We start from the raw sequence: 23988 nt of genomic DNA on the forward strand, positions 1-23988 counted from the left end.
CCTCAGATATAACCACTGCCCGAGAAGATAATAAGCGCAATGATGGCTCACCTCATGGATCTAGAAAGTTTAATGCCCACTCATTAACCTATCGAATACCTGCATGACTTTATGACAACAAATCGATGACGAATAATTAGCAATTATTCGCTTGGGCCCGTTAAGGCTATAATCTTCTCTTCGCTTAACCAGCTGCTCTATCTGAGTAGCGATAGTCGTTGATTCGCCATAAGGGGCTAACATGCCAACATCTGATGTCACGACATCAGAGATAGGGCCCCAATCGCACGCAATGACAGGCAAGTTAAACGCCATAGCTTCGATAAAAACGACACCAAATGAATCATACTTGGAGGGTAAACAGAATATATCCGCACTATTCAGCAAGTTTTGTTTCTGGGAAGCCTCCACCCAACCGAGAAAAGTCACTCTATTTTGGAGTTTTAACAAGGTAACCCGATCAATCAGTTGCTGCTTTAAAGGGCCTTCACCGGCAATATTCAACTGATAACACTCAGGTAATAGTGCCAGTGCATCGATAACATGCTCAACCCCCTTTCCCTCTATTAACCTGGCCATCGATAAGATAACAATTTTCTCTGCTTTCTCACTCGCACAACCCGGCACCGACAACGCTTTATTGGCCACAGATAAGACATCTTCAGACACAGGATTAGCACACACATCTATTGGCTTCTTGATGCCGAATGAAACTAACCGGGCTTTCCACCAGGGAGTGAGTGCGATCACGCAGTTAAAAGGAGCGAAAAATAACTTAAGTAAATACTTGCCATGCTTGTGTTCTATATAGCTATGCAATGTAGGAGAATGCATATGAGCAATGGTTTTACAACCAAAGAGCCTCGCAGGAATGGCAAAGCTCACCTTCCGCAGCATTGAAAACCAAGGACCACAGTGAAACCAAAATATGGCCCTCGAACGGTATCGCATGGCTAATAGAAGAACCTGCCACCAGGCGATTATCCAGGTAGATAAACGACCACGAATATCGCTATGAGAGTTTACCCTTATATATTCAACTTCGAGCTGGTTTAAGCCGTCCTGATAGCCCGCTAGCGCCGTGCTTATTCCACCACGAGTTTCAGTAGTGTGCGTACCTACAATGATGACTTTATGATTCATTGTAACTTTTCGACCCTTTTCTTTTTAAAGTCACAGAATAATTAGCCCTGGACGGAATGAAGTGCAGCATGAGCCTGAATAACAGCTGTATGTAAGGTATCACTAACCTGGGCGTCATCAGTGAGTAACCGGATTCAACTGGCACTTTCCTATACTTCCGATTAACCTTACTCCAGAGTTGCTTAATGGTCTTATAAGAAACAGCTTCCGAAAAATCGTGGTGCAGCAGTGAATTAAAAACGCTTTTTGAAGTGAATGGTGATACAGAAGTAAAGATTTGAGATACAAGAACATTGCCTCCAAAAACTATGTTGCGAGCTCCTCGACCATAAAGCGCTTCGTAAAATGTCACCTTTTGATAGGCGTTCAATTTTAGGTGTTGTGTTTTGTCTGTAAAATCAGCAAATAAGAATGCAAACTCATCAACATCTAACTCTTTATAACGACGGCACATCAAAAATTTAGCACTAAGTTTAAAGCGGTAAAGGAAGGGGAATACTCGCAACAACTCGCCAAGCGCCCCCTTTAACTGAATATAGGTACCACGCTGCAAGGCATCCCCTATATAACCATCGAAGAAAAAATCAGCCTGAGGAAACTGTTTACTGACATAATCATAATTGGAAAATAGGGACGGAGTTATTTTTTTGTGAACACCAAATGCCACCTCCCTCAGTAGGGCATCTTCTATATCCAATTTAGGGGTATCGATGTAATTGTAACTATGATACTGCTGAAACTCTGACTGAAAGTGACTCGCAATTTTACGTTCAGGTGACGTCTCTGGCCCATAGGTAAAACCAAACTCAAAATGGTTACTGGCTAAAATAAACCGTGAATCCAGACCACCACTTATCGGTAGCAGTCGATGTTTAACCGGCCATCTATCGACTAGCCGTCCAACCTGACAGACTAACTCATCTAATGGTAAGGCATCCTCTTTAGCCAAGCTCAGGTATTCTTCCTTATCCGATTCAGAATAACCAGAACCAGGGCTCAGCCTCTCAATGCCATTATAGAGTGTGTGATCCCCAAACAGATGTTCTTTTTTATCCAGAATAGATTTAAGCATGGGGTTGATGGTATGAACGAGGGGTTGGTATAGACACTGAACCGATGGTGCCACTCTCAAACCTTCTGATTTCAAATCAATATAGTGGGTCGAGAGTCCCATGTAATCATTGACGACCGTCCCCTCCACTCCGTTCCACCAATAGATGATAAACGAGCCAGCTTCAATATCGTTCAGAACCTGAATGCCACTTTTAATGAGTGCCAGAGATAGAGAGTCTAAACAGTTTCTCCTCCCCTCATAGACAAACCAACCCGCTATGGCAAAGTACTGTTCGCCAACCCTGACTTCCGGCTGGCAACTCCACTCCTTCGGGTTATAAACAAGTGACCCATGCTCGACACCAATATCATCGGGTAAATTCATCAAGATAGAATTTGAAGCAACATAGCTTGATGACACGGGTATCGACCCATTTGTACAGTTAAGGTACAGGCCTCTCATATAACTTCCTTAGAAAGAGATAACACGACAATTAAAAGCATATCGAACTCTTGATATCACTAACCCCGCAACCATTTACTTCTCAATTTTGACAGCAATTTTAGGTTGCTGGAAAGTAGATAGCGACACTTCTTAACCACGAGTCCATATCTGACAGACTGGAAAAAATCCAGTAGCTTAAAACGCTTGCGAGAAGAGACTAAGGCTAAATATTTTTGATTAATCCGGTTCCCCTTAGACATCAGAGAACCATACTCCTCACTGAATTTTTTATAGCCTCTCTGCATATTAGATTTAGAGATAATCCTCGGCCCTTCATGACCCTGATGAATGATATAGCTGGCACCGGCAATTCGTTTTGCTGCGCCGTATTTTAATATCAATCGGGTCCAGGTATCGTAATCCTGACAAGCGGGAAATTCAGGGTTAAAGCCACCAATAGATTGCAACCTTTTTGTTTCGGTAAGCACTTGATTGGTTGAGTAATTGTAATCTAACATCTGTGAAAGATTGATTATCATAGCATTAGCATCTAATGCTTTTTTATGGGAGCCATAATGCCAAAATGTTCCCTGGCAAACGAAAGCATATTTCTCGTCATAGGATGATAAAAGCTGCTCCAGTCGGTTTGGCAAAAATTCATCATCATCATCCAAACCCGTGATGTATTTGCCTTTAGCCTCTTTAATCGCAATGTTTCTCGCCGCGCAGGCACCCTGCGCTATCGGCTGACAAAAGAAACGTACTCTGGGCTCACTGCTAGCCAGACTCTGCAGGTAATCTGGCGAACCATCACGGGAGCCGTCATCGACGATGATAAGTTCGAAGTTTTGATAAGTTTGAGCAAGTACAGACTCAACTGCCCGCTTAAGTAAGTGTTCACGGTTATGAGTCGGCATATAAACACTGACCATAGGGCCATGGTCCAAAGTCTCACAGTTTATAGACTCTTTGCCCAAATTTTTACTGCTACAAGATCCCCGTCCCGAGTCACGATTTTGACAATCAGACATGGTATTTAGCAACCTTGTCAAAAACAAGAGACCACATTTTTTTAGTCTCGGCTTTTTGTGAATCAATCAATGGATTTTCCCGACACTCTTTAGCATAACTATCACAAAGAAGATGTTGAAGGTTAGCACTTACCCCCTCATCCTCGGGAGTTGAGATCAACATCTGCTGCTGTCCATAATCGGCAAAAAGCTCCTCATACTTATGGCTCCAGCTGGTGCCGATACAGGGAACGCCCTGACTCAAGGCGCTCACACAACCATGAAAACGTGAGCTGATTACGGCGGCCACTTCACCGATCACACCTTTTACATCCAGGGGATCATCTAAAGTGAGGGTCTGCAGTTCAAGTTTACTTCCCGCTATGATCTGCTCACATAACTTAGCATCCTTTGCGCCGTCGTGGTTAAGCAGCACAGGGGTGAAACCCAATTCATGTGATTCGACACACATTCTTGACATTAAAGCAGTGTAGTTCTCAATCCAGGACTTTCTGCCATTTCGACGACTGACCATCTTGCCATTGGGTATGATCAATACCGTTCTGTCAGCATTGTCTAACCCAACCCGATTACCTTTAACCAGGTTAGTAAAATCAGGCATAAGATGTAGTGATTCTTGCGACGGGTTATCTTCCCCTAGACACCTGACGAGATGAGAGTGTGACACCTTATCTCGGGCAAAAATAAGCGCAGCTTTACCCCAGTGGGATCTGATAGACGATTCCAACGCCTGATTTGAAAAAGGGCCAAATGCCTGAGGCAGAAATATATAGGGCTTTTTATTAGCATGATACCGCGAAACTTCATGGCTGATATGGGTCAGCTGTCTCAATGGCCATTGATCACCATAGGCAAATCCTGAGGCATCCAGTACAAGGTCGATGTCGGCTTCGGTGACAATACCCAAACGTTTGAGGGAGGCATTGACCTTAGTCGGCAGTGAGTAAGTAAACTTATTCAAATCGATAATATGTTTACGCAGACTGACCTTTTGCCATGCTCCCAGGCGAGCACGCTTCAAATAAGGTGAATTAGGACAGGCTCTTAGCGCTATCTCGGCATCAGGCCAGAGCTTCTCGACTTGCTGCAACACGGCATACAACATGAGTTCAGCGCCTTTATTGACAAACTGAACACCTTTTATCTCTATTATCATGAATTAAATGTCTTTTCGTAACACGCCAGCGCGTTTTTTCTGTGAAAAAGGGATCATGCCATCAGACTCGGCATAGCCTACGGCAATAAGCATAATTGGACGCTCAAAAGGTTTTAACCCCAGGCGCTTTGCCATCTTCTGTTCGGGCACATCGAGATCGGGCCAATTAATCGGGCAACTACTCAAGCCCATCGTCTCCAAAGCCAGCATCAACTGCATAGCGGCTAATGAGCCATCAATATAGATGACATGTCTGTCCCGCTCGGCTGGGTAGGCACTCAAATCACCAACAACCACAATGGTGCAAGGAATATTATCAACAAAACCTGATGTACCACCCGCATACTTAGCTATGGATGGAGCTAACTCCCTATCGTTAGCTACAAAAAACTCAAACGGCTGGCGGTTACAGGCACTGGGGGCAAGTGATGCGATCTCGATCGCCCTGTCGATATCGGCATCGACTACCGACTGCTCGCTAAACCAACGAACGGCACGGCGCTGCCGGCACAGGGCGGTAAAGGAATCGGTATCGATGTGAGATTTTTCTATCTGCTGATGCTGATAAGGAATACTCGATGGAGCACTACCTGATTCAGACGTATCACTGCATCTGCTCGTCTGAGCAAAGATGCGATAAGCCTCGGCGATGTTTGCCGTATGGGTCACTGCACCAAAATAGCTGCTGAGCACATCTTCAGCCCACTTTAACTCCTGTTCACAAATTTTATCGGCCGCCATGCACTGAACGAAACATGTTGCAGTTTCGATAATAAACTCTTCGGCAAAGACCTCACGACGAGGCTGCATGCTCAGGCCTTTTTCGAGCCTATGGGTGTTACGCCTAAGCAGTGCGCTACTCTTTTCGCCTACGCCGGTATTGACTCTATAGGCTAGCCGGCCAGCCAAAACAGCCTGCTGTTCACGGTCGAATTTCGAACTAAATAAGCGATATATAGCATTAGATATACGAGGATGCGCCATGAAAATAGGTTTAGAAAAAATGCTCAATAACAACGAATCGAATCGCGTTAAAGTATCTCTGATGGAGTTCTTTAAATTGGCAGGAAGAAGCTGGCGGGCAATTGTCTTCATCAATAGTTAATCTGCTAAAGCTAACAAAGAGAGGATTTTACTCGATTGGAGGGGGAAATACTACTTAACGCCGCAGTTGGTTACAGAAGTAGCCATTCAAAAAAATGTGTCAATTTACACTATTGACCACGCATATGCGTACTCGTGGTTAGAACATAAAACACTACGGCAATGAGTACGTTGACAAGAGGAGTTTAGCCCCTCTTTCTCAATCTAAACCTACACACAGGTGCCAATAGGGAGTACGTCATCAACACTCCCATACAGCGGGTCTTAGGAAAAATAAACAAACCTAAATATGAAGCCACCGCATAGGATGCCAGCGTAGCCCAAGCTGCACCTAACGCACCATGCTCAGGTATGAGTAGGCTATTCAGTAATAAGTTAATAATGGCGCCACTTCCGTGGGTAACCAAAGAATATTTGGGTAGATCCTCAATGAGGAGCCACTTACTAAATAACGCTCTCATAAAAATAAACACGCCCGCCCAGATATGGATCTGCAATATGGCAACTACAGGCAGGTAAGTATCACCAAATAGCAACGGCACGAGAACGGGAGCAATAACACTCATCAAAATCGCAATAGTAATCGCGGCCCAACAAAGGCTATCAGATAGACGCTGCAATGATCCCTGGTAGTCTTCATTCTGCTCTTTAGCTTTGATTAAAGAGGGATAAAATGAAGCTACAACGATTCCTGGTACCAGATACCAGACCTCAGATAATCGACTCGCAAGACTATAAAAAGCGACTGATTCACTGGAATGCAGAGAGCCTAACATGACTTGATCAATCTTTAGATAGACGATTGCAGCGATACTGGAGAGTATTAGCCAACCGCAGCGACTAAGGTATCTTCGAGCTTGGGCAGAGCACCAAGACATCTCTTTGAGACGCTTGTGATAAAGCTGATATACCAATAACCACATCAAACTGAGTACTACCCATTCTACGACGGTAAGCAACAATACTGTATAAAGGTCAGCACCTTGCACTACACATGAAAGTTTAACCGCCATAAAACTAAGGCCTACACAGGTCCTCAGAATTGCCGAAACTCTCGATTGTACTTTTGCTTCAAAATAGTAATCGAAGACCCCAAATGCATGGGATAATTGCGCGAATAACAAGACGAAAAATAGAGGTTGTAGGGTGGGAGCTACCAACCAAATCGATAGTAGACTAAATATGACCCCGCCGAGTAGCGCCCCTAGCAACCTGAGAACAACAGCCGTCCCCATAATCACATCGGTATGCTCGGCTCTGGTCACGAGCTCTCGACTCACCAGTGAGTTTAACCCAAGATTAGAAAATGGAACCAGAAGCGCCACTAAAGCTAACAGGTACTGGTAATCCCCTAACTCCGACACAGACCAATACCGTGTTAAAACGATAGTAAATAGAAAGCCACTGCCTAATAGCAAGCCTTTTTCGAGCAGAAGCCAACTTGCATTGTTGAGCACTCCGGAAGGCACGAACTTAGATAGTCCACTAAGATATTTTTTATTGTTCAATTAACAATACCAATGTTTTTCATTAGCCTCTTTTATCAGTTCCAATAGACTCATACAGTGCTAATGTTTGCTTAGCTACACTTTCAATTGAAAAATTTGACTCAAAGCGATTTAAAACTGCTGTATCGTGATTGAAAAAAGTTCGTATTCGTCACAATGTTTATTTAACTGTACCGCTTTCACACTTAGGTGATATTAAAGGCATATTTATAATCAAAAACCAAATAAGCCTGTCGAAATATTGCAGATAAAGTGTGCCCTAAAGTGAATATTTGTTTTAGATTAGAGCTGATTCTAAAGCAACCAGTTCACTGGCATTCACATAGAATTGTTTCAACATCAATAAAACGCTTCCACTGTTTGTATAAAGCTCACTATCAGCTCTTTAGGCAATGCATTAATACCAGCTGCAGCAGCCCTCCCCCCTCCGGTATCAAATTGACTGCAGATATCACCGGCACCTTGCTTATTAGACAGCGGTGCACGCAAAGAAACTGTATAGGTAGTATCACGGTTTTTCGTTAGCACGGCATGTGCAGAGTTTGGATTTTGGTTAGCAAGCAGATTGCCATACACACCACTGATACGCCTCGCCCACGGTTCATTGGGAAGTTCAAATATTGACAGTTTTTCACTTCGATGTTCAGGCTCTATGGCTAGCGCATTATTCATATCCTCTTGATATACATGTTGAAGCCGATAAAAAGGAGAGCTTTTGTCGGCAATCACATCGAAAGGAGATGAATATTTAAGCAGCGCCCTATACAGGGTAGCAGGATGAAAATGCAGGTCTTCAACCTCAGCCCCATAACCGTTGTAGTTGATTAAAGTCCCCAACTCTTTCAGTTGCTCTGAACGCTCAACAGATAAACCTGCCGCCTTTGAAAGTTTGTCGCCCTTAGCAATCAGATTATCACCATAAGCTGCCGTAATGGCCCAATAATGAAACTGACCATCTAAAAGTCTATCAATAATTAATGCCGTACAGGTATCAGCATCGAGATCGATATGTGCATCTAAATGTGCGCTCTCAGGTATTTCGCCGGCTCTATGGTGATCGGCATAAAAAACTCCGGCGCCCTCGTTCAGAGCCTTCAATAAACCAGGTTTGTTTTTCTCCATAGAGATATCGAGCACTGTGAGCTTATCAGCCTTAGTGAGAGCTACTTTTTCGGTAAGCTTTGTTAGCAGACCGATATCCCGCTTAACACCTGTCACCAACTCACTCTCAACAGGATTAGCTAATCTCAGCTGTAGTAGTGCAATAATGCCATCGGCATCACCATTAAAAATATCGTAGTTCATGAGTTCCTTAAGAGAAGCTATAAGCTATAAGCTATAAGCTATAAGCTATAAGCTATAAGCTATAAGCTATAAGCTATAAATTTAGAAAATTGTGAGTCGCGTGCAAAGAAATACAATGGATCCTGAAACGAGTTCAGGATGACGGTTCTTAGCTATCATCGAATCAATACCAATGTAGGACCGTGCTTTCGGCCTTGGTTGTATCATCATTCCCAGCTAAAGCCGGTCATACAAATAATTACAACCGGTCCTACACTTTTATATATCCACTCACTTTCAAATAATCGATTACCTGCAGGGCACACTCTTCGATAGATTGCACTGCTGTCTTAACATGCACTTCAGGGCTGGTCGGCAGTTCATAGGCCGAATCAATACCGGTAAAGTTTTTTATCTCGCCCGCTCGAGCCTTCTTATACAGACCTTTAGGGTCGCGCTGTTCACACACTTCGATGGGTGTGTCGATATAGACTTCGATAAACTGGCTATTGCTATGCTGACTATTGCTATACTGACTGTCATTAAGCAAAGCACGCACGCTCTCTCTGTCTTCGACAAAGGGTGAGATAAAGGCGGTAGAGACAAGTAAACCTGCATCGACAAACAACTTAGAGACTTCGCCTATCCTGCGAATATTCTCAACCCTGTCGGCATCTGAAAAACCAAGGTCGCCATTTAGACCATGACGGACATTGTCACCGTCCAACACATAGGTTTTACAGCCTAAATCGTGCAGCATTTTATCGACGGCATTAGCGACTGTCGACTTTCCTGAACCGCTCAAGCCTGTAAACCAGAGTACCGCAGGAGCATGACCATTGGCCACCTCACGCTGAGCATGAGACACACTCGCCTGATGCCAGACGACATCAGAGGACTTTTCATTCGCCACATCTACAACTTTAAATTTTTCTTGTGTCATTACATATCCATTTGAATCGTTCCCGGCTAAAGCCGGTCCGACAATAACTAAAGCCAGTTTTATAAAGAACTAAAACGGAAAAAATATCGGTACGGTGGTTAATACGATAACGGCATACACCAGACTAACGGGTAGGCCAATTTTGATAAAATCCATCAATCGATACTGACCAGCATTGTAAACCATCAAGTTTGTTTGGTATCCATAGGGACTGATAAAACTACAACTGGCAGCAAAAGCTACGGTCATGATGAAAGGCAAGATATCAACCCCGAAACCTAACGCAATACTGTAAGCGACAGGGAACATCAACGCAGCTGCTGCATTATTCGTGATTAACTCAGTCATTAACCAAGTAGCTAAATAAACAAGTATCAGCGCTAAATAAAGGTGATCTATGTCTGTTACTTCACCGACTAAACCAGCCAACACTTCAACTACACCTGTATTAACCAACGCATGAGAAAGCAAAATTGCCGAAGATACGATAAGCCAGATATCAACAGGAAACCTTCTTGTCACTTCATTCACGCTAATCGAGTCGCTAAAAATCAAGACTCCCAAAAGTAGCACTAATCCCTGTAGCATATCGATGATGCCAGTCGCCGCCAATACGATTGTTAATAAGAAGCCCCCGATAGAAAGCCAAGCCTTATGACCATTAATCCGAATCTCAGGTTCTACCCCACTAATAACGATAAAGTTTTTACTAATATTTCTCCGCGTCCTAAAGTCTTTACCAACAGCTAAAACTAGAAAGTCACCCGCTTTGAGCACTACTTCACCTAACTTACCCGATATATCCTCACCATCTCGCCTAATCGCCACCACAGCGCCATCAAACAGTGCCCTAAAGCCCGCACCCTTTAATGTTTTACCGATGAGTATACTCTCCTGCCTAACAACAACTTCGGTCAGGTTTGAGTCTAACAGGCCATTTTTCTCAGCAAACATCTCAAGTCCGGAAAATTGACTCAACTGCATCACCTTCGCGATATCACCGCTGAATATAAGCCTGTCACCGAGTTGCAGTACTTCTGCTGGGGTCACCGGACTGATTAAACGTCCACTGCGCACTACTTCGACTAGAAACAGAGATTCGAGATGCCTTAAACCATTCCCCTCAACCGAACGGCCAATTAACTCTGAGCCTTCGACAACCTTTGCATCGATAAAATAGCCTTTGGAGCAGGTATCATTGTGCTCGATTTCGGGTAACCAACGAGACGCGACCCTCAACACTAATCCACAAGCGATTACCAATATTGCACCGATGGCCGTGAAGGAGAAAAAGTTTAACGACTTCCCCTGCGCATCGATATAGAGGCTATTCACGATAAGGTTTGTCGAGGTCCCAATCAGGGTTAAGGTTCCACCTAATATTGCGGCGTAGGAGAAAGGCAAAAGTAATTTACTGGAAAAATGATGGGGATTATTTCGAATAGGCGAAAGCAAGGTTGCAACCACCGCTGTATTGTTCAGCACAGCGGAGCTCAGTGCGGTAATACCGAACAAGCGTAACCAGGTAGAGTTGTAACTGCTCACTATCACTTTAGAAGCGATGACACGCAGAAGCCGTGTCTTCTCCAGCGCAAAGGAGCACAAGATCAAGAGCACAAGCGTGACTAATCCAGGATTGGACATGCTCGAAAGCAGCTGCTCTTTAGAGACCAGATTCAGCCCGACCAGAGTCAATAGAGCCACACCGAACACCAATGCCGGTCGACTCTGAAACCGAATAAGACCCACAATCGTCGCGAGAAATATTCCGATAGTTAAATAAGCATCCAGAGACATAAAATCCTAATCTTTTCAATGTAGGACCGGCTTTAGCCGGGAACATAAATTCAGTCAAAAGATTCGGGGCTAAAGCCCCTCCTACAATAAACAGTTCTATCCCTTCGAGATATCCTTCGCCCCCCAGTGTGGGAAATGCTTACGGACCAGTGCGTTCATCTCTAATTCGAAATCAGAAAACTCATGGGCTTGCACCTCTTTGACTTCAAGAGGTTTACGGATCATCCCTGCACCAACGGTAACATTAGTCAGTCTATCGATAACGATAAAGGCCCCGGTCGAGCGGTTCTCATCATAAGCATCGAACTGCACCGGCTCGGTCACGGCAAAATGGCAATTCCCAATCTCATTTAACTCGAGCTGCTGCGCCGGTTGTTTCTCCAGCGTATTCACATCGACTCTATGATTAATGGCATCGGCATAGCCATACACGGACTTACTACCGACTTTAATGGCGTACTCGCGGTCTACGCAAAGCGGCTCTTCTGTCATCCAAACAACATCGGCTTCAAAATTGCTCACCGAATTAGGCTTATCGTGTGGGCGCACCAACATGTCTCCGCGACTGACATCGATCTCATCTTCGAGTGTCAGTGTCACCGCTTCACCAGCTCCGGCCTTATCCAGCTCACCATCGAATGTCACTATCGACTTTATGCGGCTCTCTTTACCCGAAGGCAGTGCAACCACAGTGTCACCGACACGAATTTCACCAGAGCTAATATTCCCACAGAAACCACGAAAATCGAGGTTTGGACGATTAACATATTGAACCTGAAAACGAAAAGATTCACTACTGTCTTGCTTCACAGAAACTGTATTTAATAATTTAAGTAGTGTAGAGCCCGGATACCAAGTCATCTGCTTACTCTCATTCACCACGTTATCGCCCTTAAGTGCCGAAATAGGCACAAAGCGAACATCGGTAAACGATAAGTCCTTTGCAAACTCGCGATACTCTTTCTTAATCTTCTGATAAGTCGACTGCTCGTAATCTACCGCATCCATCTTATTAATAGCGATGATCACATGCTTGATCCCAAGCTGTGAGCAGATAAAACTATGGCGACGGGTCTGAACCTGAACACCGTGCCTCGCATCGATTAAGATAATGGCCAGATCACAGGTCGACGCACCGGTAGCCATATTGCGGGTATACTGCTCGTGGCCCGGGGTGTCGGCAATAATAAACTTGCGCTGCTCGGTGGCAAAATAGCGATAGGCCACATCGATAGTGATCCCCTGCTCTCGCTCAGATTGAAGACCATCAACTAACAAGGCTAAATCAAATGCTTCATCAGTAGTATTAAAACGCTTCGAATCTTTCTCTATCGCCGCCATCTGATCTTCGAAGATCATCTTACTATCGAATAACAAGCGACCAATCAGGGTAGACTTACCATCATCAACACTACCGCAGGTCAAAACGCGCAACATATCTTTGTTTTCGTGGACTTTCAGATACGCTTCGATGTCAGAAGCAATCAAATTAGAACTGGTGGTCATTTTTATTCCTTATCTATGAGCTTCGAGCTTCGAGCTTCGAGCTTCGAAAATAGCTTGCTCACGGTTAAATCTATATTCAATATTTTCAAAAAGCGCTAGATCGCCAACATTCACTGTAGGAGCGTGCTTCAGCCGCGAAGACTCTTGTAGCTCAAAATCTTGGCCGTGCTTGTATCACTGTTCCCGGCTAAAGCCGGTCCTATTTCTAAAATCGCTTCTCAATTTTAGAAATACCCTTCCATCTTTTTCTTTTCCATCGAACCAGCCGAGTCGTTATCGATTACGCGCCCCTGACGCTCAGAGGTAGTACAGAGCAACATCTCTTGAATAATTTCCGGTAGGGTTTGCGCCTGTGACTCAACGGCACCGGTTAACGGATAACAACCTAATGTTCTGAAGCGCACCATCTTATTCTCTACTTTCTCGCCCTCTTCGATAGGCATACGCTCGTCATCAACCATAATCAGGGTGCCGTCGCGTTCAACGACAGGACGCTCGGCAGCCAAATAAAGAGAGGGGATCTCGATACCTTCTAAATAGATGTACTGCCAGATATCCAGTTCGGTCCAGTTAGAAAGTGGAAAAACTCGAATGCTCTCCCCTTTATCTACCTTACCGTTATAGATATTCCAGAGTTCCGGGCGCTGATTCTTAGGATCCCAGCGATGTTTACTGTCACGGAAGGAGTAGACACGTTCTTTGGCACGAGACTTCTCCTCATCGCGGCGGGCACCACCGAAAGCAGCATCGAAACCATGCATATCGAGCGCTTGTTTAAGCCCTTCAGTCTTCATGATATCTGTATGCTTGGCACTGCCGTGTGTGAACGGACCAACTCCCATCTCCATGCCGCGAGGATTTTTATGAACGATAAGATCGAAACCATGTTTCTTAGCCATCTTATCTCGAAAATCAATCATCTCCTTGAACTTCCAGTTAGTATCGACATGCATCAATGGGAACGGAATTTTGCCCGGGTAGAATGCTTTACGTGCCAGATGCAGCAATACAGAGGAATCTTTACCTACTGAATAGAGCATCACAGGATTATCAAACTCAGCGGCGACTTCACGCATGATTTGAATTGACTCAGCTTCCAACTGTTTTAGATGTGTTTGATATTTAGACATGTCTAATTCCGATTTAAATCTGTGGGCGCATAAAAAACAAGCGATTATAACTGCAAAACAATTGGTTTATGATAGCATCAAAAAACAAAATAATAGAGATAAACATTTAGTAAATATAGTCGCTATTTTTAAATTTATTCATTCTTAATTATCTAATAACTTAACAACTTTCTATCATAAGCAATTATGTGGAAAAAAGTAAATAGAGTGCTATTTCCAGGATAGTTAACACTCTTATTACGCACCTTGAAGGCAAATTAGTTCGCACTTACGGCGCCTTGTATTGATTTAATGGTTGATTTTAAAGGGGGACAACAATCCTGCCCCCTGGGCAAACAGATCAAGTAGTAAGTGTTATAGTTTCAATTTTTGAACATTCAAAATTGACACAGCAATGTATCTAGCTCTACCCTATATCAATCCAATTAGTCTTTATAGGCGTAACACTAGCCTGTTGGAAAATTGCCCCCACCTCAACTTATTATGCTGAAATGCGCGCCCCCCCTTAGACTGCCTACCCAAAAATGAATTTTGATTATTTTCATTCACAACTAATAACAACTTATTCAAAAAGTTCTTAAACCGTATGTAGTTAGGGTTAAAGTAAACCGCCGCAGTTGCGAATTTCACAGCATTGACTAAATCTGCATTTGAATTAAAATCTTCCGCTAACGCAAAGCAGACACCACCTCGATTACCTGGAGCTATACAGAATCTGTCGACCATCTCCTTAAATAAACAACTAACATTACCTTCAACGGAGTAGGATTGCGGCGAAACCTTAAACGCAAAATATATAGAAGGATTATCAACAATTAGGTTATTATCAATCAAAGTAGCACGTAATAGCTCAAATAAAGTTTTCAGGCGGTATTAAAGAATATTCTGATACACCTATGCTACATTACTGCATTACTGCATTACTGCATTACTGCATTACTGCATGAGAGAGTCACCAGCAAAAGATGATAATGATTGGTCATCAAACAATAAGCACGAACTACCCAGTTATAACGTTGACAGACATCGGCTAAAACCCTTAAAAACAAATCGAAGTCATCTTCTTGCAAATAGATCGGCTTAAGCAGAATACCTCTTAAGGTAACATGGTAAAGCACACCAGCAAACTCTAAACGTTAAGACGACTCATCGCCATAACCAAAAATAGATATTGATATAACAAATCTAGTTTAGATTAACTCGAGATGCAAAATACAAGACCAGCCCCCGATCTTTTATGATCAAAATATCATTAATTCCGGCAAACATTAACACCGAGAGTGGGTTATAAGATCATCGATTTATTATGAACAGGCAATAACTGCTTAGAGACACCTTTAGTGATGGGTTACAAACGCGTTCCTGCTGAACCACCTGCTAAATAATTCATTTCATAGTTTTTAATATATTAAGGGGTTAATTACCTAGTCTTTCGCGTGAATATGAGCCGTCAAGAACACGACTCCACCACTCTTTATTATTTAAATACCACAATACAGTTTTACGAATGCCGCTCTCAAATGTTTCTTCTGGTTTCCAGCTTAGCTCTCGCTCAATCTTACTTGCATCAATCGCATAACGAACATCATGACCAGGGCGATCTTTCACAAACAAGATTAAATCAGAGTAAGTCGAGACACCTGCTGGTTTGTTTGGAACCAACTCCTCTAAAAGTGAACATAGCGTCGTCACAACTTCTATGTTCGCTTTTTCGTTATGACCACCAATATTATAAGTTTCGCCAACCATCCCTTCGGTCACGACTTTATAAAGCGCCCTTGCATGATCTTCAACGTATAGCCAATCACGAATTTGCATACCATCACCATAAACAGGCAAAGGTTTACCCTCTAAGGCATTTAAAATCATTAATGGAATGAGTTTTTCTGGGAAATGATAAGGACCATAATTATTAGAACAATTAGTAACGATGGTTGGTAACCCATAAGTACGTTGCCATGCTCTAACTAAATGATCACTGGATGCTTTTGAAGCAGAGTAAGGACTGGAGGGCTCATAAGGCGTTGTTTCTGTGAATAAATCGACTGTCCCTTCAAGATCACCGTATACCTCATCAGTCGAAATATGATGAAAGCGGAATGCGGCTTTCTTATCTTCATCTAATGCAATCCAATAAGCACGCGTCGCCTCAAGGAGGGCATACGTTCCTACAATATTCGTTTCAATGAATGCCGCTGGTCCATCAATAGAGCGATCAACATGGCTTTCTGCAGCCAAGTGCATGACACAATCAGGTTTATGCTGCTCAAAAACTCGCTTTAACTCAACAGAGTCACAAATATCAAGCTGCTCAAAACAATAGCGTGAACTATTTTCAATTTCTTGAAGAGATTCAAGGTTACCGGCATAGGTCAGTTTATCAAGATTAACCACACTATCTTGTGTGTGATTGATAATATGACGGATCACGGCAGAACCAATAAAGCCTGCACCACCTGTTATTAGTATTTTCACATTTCACTCCAATTATTTATATACAAACATAATACGCCAAAAACATAATTGCAGAACTTATGATTTTTGTATCACTTGCTCATAAAGAGCATCAATTTTGTGGGAGACTTCAGAGATAGCAAAGCGCTCAAGAATTGAGAGATAAGCAGCTCCCCCCTTCTCGTCTGCGACCCAGCTCACAACTCATATTTTTATCAATCTTAAAAAATATTCTAGCACTTGCCTGCAGCGCTTAAAGTTTAATAAAAAAGCAGACTTCGTCACCAGAAACAATAAATGAAGTTTTATAATAGTTTTATTCCTCGCAACTCGTTCAGTGTTCTTCCAGCCATTTTTCTTAGCTTTTCTAGATATATCATCATACAATAAAACCTCCTCATCAAATCGTTTAAAGTCTTTAGTCAACTTAGCTGTTTGATTATTATCATGCCTTCTATAGCGGTAGGCTTCCTTAGAAGTTCCGTACATGCTATAACCATTAAATAGCAAGCGGGCATACAAATCTAGATCAAGAACCATTTTCCACTTTTCACGAAACTTATACTTTTTAATAACAGAAGTTTTATAACAAATTGAAGGGCAAAAAATAAAACAGCCCTTTAATAAGCTCGCTAAACCATTGTCACCAGTAAGTTTAACAATACTATTGTTTGGTTTAATATAGTTCTTAATTTTGTCAGCAAACGAAAAAGTTGCTTGGGAGTTTATATCGATGACTTTTACAGCACAAAAATAAAAAGCATTGTCAGGTGCTTCATTCATTGCCTCAAGCATTGTAACAATATAATTTGGGATCAACTCATCATCTGAGTGAAGAATTGTGACATATTCAGATTCAACTGAATCAATACAATTATTCCAATTCCCACAAATACCTTTGTTGCTGCTTTCATTTTCAATAACTGAAATCCTATTATCATTGAGCCTTCTAAGATAGCTAATGAACTCATTTGATAATTTAGAGTCCAAAGATATGATTAAAAGCCAATCAGGTATAGATTGCGCCAGTACACTCTCTACCGTTTTTTTAAGTAAGATCTCATTTTCATAAAAAGGGATTGTGAAAGTAATTTGTTTACCTTGCATATTTTTTAATATCGCTTCGAGGGGTTAGTAAGTGCCTTATAATAAATCCTGTTATTCTACCTTTATCTACTGGCAAAAAACCATGCTTTTTCAGATACACAATACGGTGAAAACGATTCAATCTAGCTGACGCCAATAATATATCAGCTTCAGATGTGTCATAACCTCCAACGAGCAATCGCTCACGTAAATTAACAATTTGTAGGTAACTGCCCTCAATAAATTTACGGCCTTCTCTTATCATATTCCAACTTAGATTTGAAAAAGGGTTACACAAAGTTAAGTAAGAGATCGCACCAACAGCATTACCGGTATGTTGCCTGTATTTCACCGTGACTTCAGGCATAAAAGTAATAGTTCCTACACTGCTAGCAACCAATGCTAACCACCAATCATGCATTAAAACACTTTTGGGTGCAGGTGTTACTTTGTTTAATAAGGCTCTGTTGATCATACAGGCACAACCTGTGACACTATTCTGGAAAGCAAAAGACTTAACGGTATTATTTTTTAATGGAGACAAACGAACAGAGCTTACAAATGAAGGAGCTATTAATTTCAAGTTTTGATCAACAATTCGTAAATCTGAATGCACTAATAAAGGTGATGAGTTGCAAGCACTTAACCTTTTCGCCTCACTTATAAAACTCTCAAGTTTGTTGGAGAGCCAAACATCGTCTTGATCACTAAAAAAAATATACTCTGAGCTTGTTTTTTGTGCAAAGTCAAGCAAGCAACAAAAATTACCCTGTGCACTACCTGTCGCCCCTAAGCTATCTTTCAACAAATAAATTCGTTTATCTTTCTCAATATAATCTTTTAAAAGTGTAATTGTCTCATCAGTTGAACCATCATCTCTAATAACCAACGTCCATCGAGTTAATGTTTGATTTTGAATACTTTCGACTTGCTCTTGAATGAATTTCGCCCCATTAAAAGTTGCCATTAATATTAAAATCTCATTGTTTGCAGTCAATATATCAATCACAAATCCCTCAGTTGGATTAATCTAAAAGGCACTACAATACAAGTAGTGCCTTTTTATATAACTAAATAAAAACTTACATTTTGTAAGCAAACAGTCTTCTTGACCATAAAACTACCATAGTTAAGATAGTAGTCAAAGGTATCGAGCCACAACTTTTCTTTTTTAGATTACAGGCACTGAATTTACAACGACTTGGCTACACAGAGCAACCGCATGAGTGTTTAGTTTTGGACCATGCCAATTAAACCAGCTCTCAACACTGACTCCAACATTGAAGTATTCATCATAGACCGTTTCTGTTTTCCGACGATACTGAGTTTCGTTGCTCTTCTCGAAGCATATTCAGGCTCATATGACTCAGGCAGGTAGGATTTCTGCACCATGGCCTTTGTATATCAGGTATGCGTTTCATTCATACTCACATCGAGTACCCAATGCATGGACTCAATACCCCAGTGCTCACTAACCGTGTTCGCGGCTTGTTCTGCCGTCAGTTCTTTCGAACTAATGTAGTAACGGTACTCTAGGACTAATTTATTCCCTATAACAAAGCGGAAGTTTTCGACCATAATGATACTTTTTAGACCTTTCCAGCGTTAGAAGTTACCCTCTAGCTTGGCGCACCCAAAGAGAAAACATTGGCGTGACTCGATGCGACCATAGCCTTTCTCAAAAATGATGTCATCGGCTACGCATGATCGTTCTGTAGTAAACACCTTTTCTACCGCTTTACGGAATATTCCCTAATTACTTTGACCGCAAGTAAGTAATTGGCACCATTATCGAAGATGATCTTGGTTTAACAAGCCATTGCGCCGATGCACACCAATGTCTCCTTTATGTCGAGCATCTTTATTAACTCTGGGATTGCGAAAAATCATTACTTTTTTGTTCAGTTTTTAGCTGTCCCAACACTAACTTATTGGATGACGCATAGGCGCTGACCATATGGATGGTACAGGCTCTATCTTCACGATTGTAGGTCCCACGAAGTGTTTTGCCATCAATCACGACTATTTGGCCTTCGGTCAAAGTATAAACTGACGACATCCAGCTGACGAAGCATTCATGAAACTGCGCAGGTTCAATCGTAGATATAATGCGAGCAATGGTCTAATCCGTTGGAATCTCGTTAAAAACACCATTACGTTAAAACCGTACATGATTACCAAGAATGCACTCACGAATATCGAACCAGCCAATGGCTCCTGCTATCACCCCACATAATGTGCCAAACAGAACTTCAAACAAACAATAAGTTACCTTAGCGTTGATCGGCTATGGTGTGAAAATGATCTTTAAAATGGTCAATATGCATGATTGTCTCCCTTAAAAAGGAGTATAAAATCACAGGTAAATATGATCGTCCAATTGATACATGAATCGTTAAAAAACGCTCGCAACGTCACCCTACTTTTTCCTAGACCATGATGGAAAGATCAAAAGTAATTTATTCTTTACACCATTGACTCAAATTATCTTTGCCGATCCACATAAGCGTATCAATTACAGATAGATCTGGTACAAAACTAAAACCAGGAGTAGAAAATTCTAATGGTATAGGCTCATAGAATTCAAGGCTAATACCATTACTTTCATAAAGGTCAGGGTCAAAAAGATGGCGTCCACCTGAGGCATTTGAATAGATATTTGCGCCTAACTCTTTACTAATCATGTACGCCCATTCACCAGGTTCGGCATGCATAGGTAAATCTAAGTTCATCTCTGATAAACGGGTGATTTTAGTGTCTATACCTAGATGTTGACATAATACTTTTAACGTATGTGTATTAAGATCTGCTATTGTTGGCACTTTGTTATTCATAAAGAGACAAGCTTTAACTAATTGAACAGTTTCTGTATAGAATGGAGCTTTAGATTCATATACTCTTAGCTGATCTACAAAATCTTTTCGCCAGCCTGTATCTGCTAAAACTGCGTCACTTATCGCCCCTGTAGTTGCCCCCTTCATTACAGGAGCAGAAATATAACACCATTCTTTAGTTGGGTTAGCAATCCTATTTCGATTAATCCATGACTTTCGAGTATATTTTGGGGTATCAAATACTATCCACTGTTCACATTGTTGAATATGTCTAAATTGTTGTGTATATGGAAATAAATAAGGTTGCATAATTCCAAGTTTCATATCATTTCCTAGTTAAATTTGCAAAATTCTAGTTGATCTAAATCTAAAACAGGAATTTCACAATTATTTCGTACATCTAACCTTTCGGGGAATTCATTGTCGATAAAAAGTGCATTTCCAGATATAAAACTAGATTTTTTCTGCTCAAGGGTTACTTTGATTATTTCAGTAAATACTGTTTCATCTAAGTCAATCTTCTTTAATGTATCTGGTATCGGGAACGTATGACGGGTGATTAATTTAACGTTATACTCCCTGCTTTTAAGATCTAGTAATAATGCCCGACAATCATTTATCGCTTGCCCTTTCCAAATGAGAGTTTCATCCAGGTCAAAATATACAGTATCAACTGAGTGGATATATTGTGCTGATGCCAATACGGCGTTATATTGAATATCGTTAGGATTAACAAAATATCGAGTTTTTACTTTACGAGCTAATAAGTTTTGAACTAATATTAAGGCAATGTTTATTCCTGCGGCTCTATATAACACCCAATGTCTTTGCCATATATTCAAGCTTGGGCTGATATCAAAGCTATCTTTAACTTGGTTATATTCAAGCACTAGGCTGATAGTGTTGTTTTTTACACCGGGAGACATGCCTTGTTCAGCTAGAGAAACATGCAGTAGATTATGATTTTCTTCGCTTAATAACTGAACATCAGATATTTGGTCCGACTTATTTTGCAAAGTCCCACCAATAAAATTCACGTCACCAATATAATCTACTAAAAAATCTAAAGCTATATATTTTGGAGTACTGTTTTTTACTAAATTCAATAAAACTTCTTTTTTATCTTTAATATATGCATCACAAAAACTTGATAAAAGTTGAGTTGACTGAGCTTTAGTTGGTGCAGAATAAGACTCTAGACTTTTAAAAATAGTCTTTACATCTCGTTGACTTCCAATAACGTTTTCTAACTCTTCACGAGACTCAAATCGTTTTAGTGTTATATTGTTATCTAGCGTGCAAATACAGAAAATTGCTTCATCTTCAGGAAGATGGGACGTTTCAAATGAGTTTATGTCCATCCAATTCATATGAATATGATTACTTAACTCAAAAGATTCTTCTATTGATACTTGTAAGTAATTACAATGTGTAGAGAAACTTAAGCTTTTACAAAGCTCGTTGTACAAACTGGTTTGGTCACCTATTAAAAGGCAATAATGATAAATATTTCTCATCAATTAAAAAACCCATATTCTTTTAAGTTAATTTCTGAACCCAATATTTTTTGCAATAATAAGTTATCCTCTTTGAAAAAACTAAGAATTTCCTGCTTTTGTTGTACGGTTAAAAACGGAATGAGTGTAGCCCCATCTTTAGTATAATAACCTTCTGAGCTCTTTTCTTTCTTATTAACATGATTTGATGATAAATACTGCTCTACAGTTTTTTCTTCGACGTTAATTAACTCGGCTAATCGGGCACAAAAACCTGAGTAATCTTGTTTCCAATCTTGAAAAAGGAAAAGTTTTGTTTTGCCTGGCCCAAATACTCTTTCTAGTGTTTCAAAATACTTGCCAAATTGATATATCTCAAAACCAGTCAAGTCGATTATTCCTTGTTCATCAAAAAGTAAATCGACATTTTTGTATTTCTTAAGGTTATATTCTTCGACGTATTGAGAATAAAGTAAATCAGACTGGTTTCTAATTGATATTACTGGAATAAATTCAATGTCAGTTCCGTATTTCTCTTCTATTTGCTGTTTTATAGTAGAAGGAAAAGAGAAAGGATCTATAATATTTTTACCATAGTTGTTTTGTCTTAATTTAATGGGAGCTGTAAAACTTTCATCACTTAAAATATTGAGTTTACCTTCATCAAAGTCGAGATACTCGTCCAATATTTTTTGTCCATTAAATAGACAACTACTTGGGCGTCGGTCATGATGTTCAACAGGGTCAAATTGGCGCCAAGTTTTAAGGTTTAATAGCCCTTTTTCTTCAAGAGGTTTAAATAAACCAAACTGTAATGTTGAAGAGCCAGTTTTAGGGAAGCCGAAGTGTAAAATAATTTTCATTAAAGTACCATTAATGAGGTTGTAAAATTAAAGGTGGATATTTACCCACCTTAGTATATAAACTATAAAATTAGGATGTCATTACCATCCCCATTTTTCCATGCAATTTTTTTCGGTCATATCATTTTTTAGTTTGAATAGCATCTCTTCAAGTAAAACAGGTTGATAGCCCAACAATTCTTTTTGTTCTGAAACATCATAAATAGCACATTTGTAAGTACGTTTAGTTTCTTTATAGATATACTCAACATTCTCTGGGTCCGGCGCAAATGTTTTACCAATGGTTTTAATAAATCTTTCAGTAGTAACCGCTTCACCAGTTCCTACATTGAAAGTCCCACTATTCAAAGAACTCTTATAACATGATTTGATAAGTGCAACTAAGTTGTCTATATGTACATAATCTCTTACCATTTGAGGGTCCCCCCAAATTTCTAAAGGCTTTCCTTCCATTGCATCACGGATAACTTTTAAGAAAGGCATTAATGTTGGCTCACCATTATTTCGATAGTATGGAGACTCAGGAACCATGAATATCATCGGTAGGCGTAAGTTAAACACCCTAACTCCGAAGGCCTCTCCAAAATAATCCCCTATCATTTTACCGGTAGTTTTTGTGATTGCGTACATCACATGATCACCCTTGTAATTAATAGCCGGAGGTAAGTCATTCTTTAAGAAATTATTAGGGGACCAGTGATTCTCATAATCTCGGTGAGAAGTTGTATATACATAGTTTTTTATATTATTCTGTCGTACAAACTCTAGCACTTTAAATACGCCATTTATATTTACATCAAGATATGCGTTTAAGGTAGCAGTAAGATCTGTATTTTCTGATGTTGCTAATATACTTGGTTGAACACCTGCAAAATTAATAACTAACTCTACATCTGTTGGTAATTTTGTATACAGTTCGTCGGTTCGAATATCACCTTTAATGAAGTTCATATTAGGATGATTTATACTGGATTCAGAGCGACCTACACCGTAGACCGTCCATCCATCTTCTAGAAATTTTTGAGCACAATAAGTACCACAGTTTCCTGTCACTCCAAAAATTATTAATTTCATTTTATTTTTCTCCATGGGTGTATTTTAATTAGTGCTAATCTTAGATTCTTTTGAAGGTATATTATTAAGAGAGTTATTGCT

The 23988-nt window shown here is 40.7% G+C and carries 19 protein-coding genes and 2 pseudogenes; 1 reads left to right on the plus strand and 20 read right to left on the minus strand.

Annotated features, from left to right (window positions below; all coding sequences use genetic code 11):
* Positions 1-69 precede the first annotated feature (69 nt).
* The 5 genes from SSED_RS23705 to SSED_RS15655 all read right to left on the minus strand — a co-directional run bounded on the left by SSED_RS23705 (position 70) and on the right by SSED_RS15655 (position 5737).
* Positions 70-1143: a glycosyltransferase family 4 protein gene (locus SSED_RS23705; RefSeq protein WP_012143315.1), complete on the minus strand. Its 1074-nt coding sequence runs from the start codon at positions 1141-1143 to the stop codon at positions 70-72.
* Positions 1133-2617 (minus strand): hypothetical protein, encoded by a 1485-nt coding sequence (locus SSED_RS15640; RefSeq protein ID WP_150104349.1) that lies wholly within the window; start codon positions 2615-2617, stop codon positions 1133-1135. The genes SSED_RS23705 and SSED_RS15640 overlap by 11 nt, the downstream gene beginning before the upstream one ends.
* Before the next feature lie 101 nt (positions 2618-2718).
* Positions 2719-3672, minus strand: a complete 954-nt coding sequence (locus SSED_RS15645; RefSeq protein WP_012143317.1) for a glycosyltransferase — start codon at positions 3670-3672, stop codon at positions 2719-2721.
* Positions 3665-4828, minus strand: coding sequence for a polysaccharide pyruvyl transferase family protein (locus SSED_RS15650; RefSeq protein ID WP_012143318.1), 1164 nt, complete (start codon positions 4826-4828; stop codon positions 3665-3667). The genes SSED_RS15645 and SSED_RS15650 overlap by 8 nt, the downstream gene beginning before the upstream one ends.
* 3 nt (positions 4829-4831) lie before the next feature.
* Positions 4832-5737: a nitroreductase family protein gene (locus tag SSED_RS15655; protein WP_223295918.1), complete on the minus strand. Its 906-nt coding sequence runs from the start codon at positions 5735-5737 to the stop codon at positions 4832-4834.
* Positions 5738-5810: 73 nt separating this feature from the next.
* Between SSED_RS15655 and SSED_RS25075 the strand changes: the two genes are divergently transcribed.
* Positions 5811-5933 (plus strand): hypothetical protein, encoded by a 123-nt coding sequence (locus SSED_RS25075; RefSeq protein WP_263053369.1) that lies wholly within the window; start codon positions 5811-5813, stop codon positions 5931-5933.
* Between the two features lie 184 nt (positions 5934-6117).
* On the opposite strand, the gene SSED_RS15660 is transcribed toward SSED_RS25075, so the two are convergent.
* The 15 genes and pseudogenes from SSED_RS15660 to SSED_RS15735 form a co-directional block, all read right to left on the minus strand.
* Positions 6118-7440: a flippase gene (locus tag SSED_RS15660; protein WP_049772126.1), complete on the minus strand. Its 1323-nt coding sequence runs from the start codon at positions 7438-7440 to the stop codon at positions 6118-6120.
* A 339-nt stretch (positions 7441-7779) separates the two neighbouring features.
* Complete coding sequence (locus tag SSED_RS15665; protein WP_012143321.1) at positions 7780-8745, minus strand: hypothetical protein; 966 nt, start codon at positions 8743-8745, stop codon at positions 7780-7782.
* Between the two features lie 250 nt (positions 8746-8995).
* Positions 8996-9667, minus strand: coding sequence for an adenylyl-sulfate kinase (gene cysC / locus SSED_RS15670; RefSeq protein WP_012143322.1), 672 nt, complete (start codon positions 9665-9667; stop codon positions 8996-8998).
* A 69-nt stretch (positions 9668-9736) separates the two neighbouring features.
* A complete protein-coding gene (locus tag SSED_RS15675) occupies positions 9737-11464 on the minus strand; it encodes an SLC13 family permease (protein ID WP_012143323.1) in 1728 nt (575 codons plus the stop codon).
* Between the two features lie 96 nt (positions 11465-11560).
* Positions 11561-12970 carry a sulfate adenylyltransferase subunit CysN gene (gene cysN / locus SSED_RS15680; protein ID WP_012143324.1) on the minus strand — a complete coding sequence of 470 codons (1410 nt, stop codon included), beginning with the start codon at positions 12968-12970 and terminating at the stop codon, positions 11561-11563.
* 224 nt (positions 12971-13194) lie between these two features.
* Positions 13195-14100, minus strand: coding sequence for a sulfate adenylyltransferase subunit CysD (gene cysD, locus SSED_RS15685; protein ID WP_012143325.1), 906 nt, complete (start codon positions 14098-14100; stop codon positions 13195-13197).
* 1236 nt (positions 14101-15336) lie between these two features.
* Positions 15337-15445, minus strand: a pseudogene (locus SSED_RS25110) (sugar phosphate nucleotidyltransferase); the annotation flags it as partial.
* 71 nt (positions 15446-15516) lie between these two features.
* Positions 15517-16575: a dTDP-glucose 4,6-dehydratase gene (gene rfbB, locus SSED_RS15700; protein ID WP_012143327.1), complete on the minus strand. Its 1059-nt coding sequence runs from the start codon at positions 16573-16575 to the stop codon at positions 15517-15519.
* A gap of 183 nt (positions 16576-16758) precedes the next feature.
* Positions 16759-17661 (minus strand): glycosyltransferase family 2 protein, encoded by a 903-nt coding sequence (locus SSED_RS15705; RefSeq protein ID WP_012143328.1) that lies wholly within the window; start codon positions 17659-17661, stop codon positions 16759-16761.
* A complete protein-coding gene (locus SSED_RS15710; protein WP_012143329.1) occupies positions 17651-18649 on the minus strand; it encodes a glycosyltransferase family 2 protein in 999 nt (332 codons plus the stop codon). Before SSED_RS15710 ends, SSED_RS15705 begins: the two co-directional genes overlap by 11 nt.
* Positions 18650-18870: 221 nt before the next feature.
* Positions 18871-19967 (minus strand): annotated as a pseudogene (locus SSED_RS15715) (ISAs1 family transposase).
* A gap of 132 nt (positions 19968-20099) precedes the next feature.
* A complete protein-coding gene (locus SSED_RS15720; protein ID WP_012143331.1) occupies positions 20100-20798 on the minus strand; it encodes a WbqC family protein in 699 nt (232 codons plus the stop codon).
* Between the two features lie 8 nt (positions 20799-20806).
* Positions 20807-21994, minus strand: a complete 1188-nt coding sequence (locus tag SSED_RS23710) for a hypothetical protein (RefSeq protein WP_150104350.1) — start codon at positions 21992-21994, stop codon at positions 20807-20809.
* The gene (locus SSED_RS15730; RefSeq protein WP_012143333.1) at positions 21991-22833 is read right to left on the minus strand and encodes a hypothetical protein; all 843 of its coding nucleotides are present in this window, start codon (positions 22831-22833) and stop codon (positions 21991-21993) included. The genes SSED_RS23710 and SSED_RS15730 overlap by 4 nt, the downstream gene beginning before the upstream one ends.
* Before the next feature lie 81 nt (positions 22834-22914).
* The gene (locus SSED_RS15735; protein WP_012143334.1) at positions 22915-23907 is read right to left on the minus strand and encodes an NAD-dependent epimerase/dehydratase family protein; all 993 of its coding nucleotides are present in this window, start codon (positions 23905-23907) and stop codon (positions 22915-22917) included.
* Positions 23908-23988 lie beyond the last annotated feature (81 nt).

The organism is Shewanella sediminis HAW-EB3 (assembly GCF_000018025.1).
In the GTDB taxonomy this organism is placed as follows: Bacteria; Pseudomonadota; Gammaproteobacteria; order Enterobacterales; family Shewanellaceae; genus Shewanella; species Shewanella sediminis.